The 2,625-nt window shown below is 46.8% G+C and carries 1 protein-coding gene; it reads left to right on the forward strand.

From position 1 onward, the window contains the following. The first annotated feature begins 72 nt into the window (after window positions 1-72). The gene (locus ACFE90_RS37750; RefSeq protein ID WP_375507339.1) at window positions 73-2,511 is read left to right on the forward strand and encodes an arylsulfatase; all 2,439 of its coding nucleotides are present in this window, start codon (window positions 73-75) and stop codon (window positions 2,509-2,511) included. The last annotated feature ends 114 nt before the right edge of the window (window positions 2,512-2,625 follow it).

Below are 2,625 nucleotides of genomic sequence, written 5' to 3' on the forward strand. Positions count from 1 at the left end.
CCTGCCCCCTGCCCAAACGAAGTAAGGCATCTCACAAAATCGCATCGCTCCCACCTTTGATGAGCAACAATAATGGCACAACTGACTGATCCTCACAAGAGAGATTCTTTGTATGCATCTCTCAAGTTAACTTCTGGTGCGTTCGCGCAGCGTCTCCGAAGGAGAATCGCCTTTTTGACAGCCCTGACGCTAATATTTTCTAGCCTCTTACCTCTACCTGCTTGGGCGGACTATGGCGACAAATTGCCATTACTCCAACCATCTTTTAAAGGCAAAATTGGCATTACTTACAAAGAATCCGAACCAGACTTCCCCAAACCCATTAAGGCTCCAGAAAATGCACCAAACGTGTTGCTGGTGTTGCTTGATGATGTCGGTTTTGGACAAACCAGCACCTTTGGCGGTCTGATTGATACGCCTAATTTAGACCGTCTAGCAGAAAGGGGATTACGTTATAACCAATTCCACACTACAGCACTCTGCTCTCCTACCAGAGCCGCATTACTCACGGGACGCAACCATCATTCTGTAAGTACAGGTGTGGTTACGGAGTTAGCCACAGGCTATCCAGGTTATACTGCGATTTTACCTAGAAGTGCGGCAACGATCGCTGAAGTATTGCGAGACTATGGATATAACACGGCAGCCTTTGGCAAATGGCACAATACCCCAGATTATGAGACCAGTGCAGCCGGCCCATTTGATCGCTGGCCGACAGGTTTAGGTTTTGAGTACTTCTATGGATTTCTGGGTGGTGATACCAATCAATGGAGTCCAGCTTTGGTGGAAAATACCCAACATATTCAAAAACCAAGCGATCGCCCTGATTATCACCTTACCCCTGATCTAGCAGACCATGCAATTAAGTGGATTCGCACCCAACAAGCGATCGCTCCTGATAAACCCTTCTTTACCTACTTTGCCACTGGCGCTACCCATGCCCCACACCATGCGCCCAAAGAATGGATCGACAAGTACAAGGGTAAATTTGATCAAGGTTGGGATAAATTACGCGAAGATATCTTTGCTCGTCAGCTAGCCCTTGGTGTAATTCCCGCCGATACTAAGCTGACTCCTCGCCCGGCGGAACTCCCGGCTTGGGATTCCCTCACTCCCACCGAGCAGAAAGTTTATGCGCGTCAGGCGGAAGTATTTGCAGGTTTCCTCAGCCATACCGATGCACAAATTGGTAGAGTCATTGACACGATCGATCAACTGGGTGAATTGGATAACACCTTAGTCTTTTTCATCGCCGGCGATAATGGTGCGAGTGCTGAAGGCGGCTTAACAGGTAGTATCAATGAATTAAAAGTCTTTAATGGCGTAACAGAAAGTCCTCAAGAAATTCTCGCGGCTTTAGATGATTTAGGTGGGCCAAAGACCTTCAATCATTTTCATGCAGCTTGGGCTTGGGCAGTAGATAGCCCCTTCCAATGGACAAAACAAATTGCTTCTCACTTCGGCGGAACCCGCAATGGTTTAGTTGTGGCTTGGGGCGATGCCTCCGGCGGGCTTCGCCAACGCATCAAAGATCGTGGTGGAGTGCGGAGTCAATTCCATCATGTAATTGATATTGCGCCTACAATTCTGGAAGCTGTGGGGATTGAAGAACCAGAGGTAGTCAACGGTGTAAAACAACAACCCATCGAAGGTACTAGCCTTGTTTATAGCTTTGATAATCCTGCTGTACCATCCCATCACAAAACCCAGTATTTTGAGATGTTGGGCAATCGTGGCATTTACGATCAAGGTTGGGTAGCAGCCGCCCGTCATGGACGCTTACCTTGGGAGCGTGTCTCCAAAACCACCTTCGATGAAGATAATTGGGAACTATACGATATTACCAAAGACTTCAGTGAAGCCAACGATTTAGCCAAGCAGAACCCTGACAAGTTAGCAGAACTACAAAATCTATTTCTGAAGGAAGCAAAGAAATACAAAGTTCTGCCCTTGGACGATCGCTTAATTCAACGGTTTGATGTCAAAACCCGTTCCAACTTAACCACAGGACGCAATAACTTTACTTATTACACATCTGTTGCAGGGATTCCCGAGGGCAGCGCTCCCAATATTAAGAATCGCTCCTTTAGCATCACTGCCGATGTGGATGCTGCCAAAGATGGTACTGAAGGCGTTTTAGTCACCCAAGGCGGACGTTTTGCAGGTTGGAGTTTCTTTTTGAAAGAAGGCAAACCCACCTTTGCTTACAACTTATTAAATAGCGATCGCACAATCATTCAATCTTCTCAACCAATTGCGATCGGTAAATCCCAAATCAAATTTGACTTTACTTATGATGGCGGCGCTCCCGGAGCAGGTGGTACTGGTAAGCTCTTGATTAATGATCAGCAGGTTGCCCAAGGCCGCATTGATAAAACCGTAGGTTATCGATTTGGTTTAGATGGAACCTTTGATGTTGGTCAAGATACTGGCACACCTGCGGTAGATACTTACCAAACACCCTTTGCATTCACCGGCAACTTACAGCAAGTTACCCTGGAATTGAAGTAATAGGGACTGGGCATTGGGCATTGGGCATTGGGCATTGGTTATTAGACTTATTGCATGAATCAAAAGCCCTCACCCTAAATCCCTCTCCCAACCTTGGGAGAGGGACTTTGAAAT

Origin of the sequence: uncultured Nostoc sp., assembly GCF_964245445.1 — a bacterium.
Classification (GTDB): Bacteria; Cyanobacteriota; Cyanobacteriia; order Cyanobacteriales; family Nostocaceae; genus Nostoc.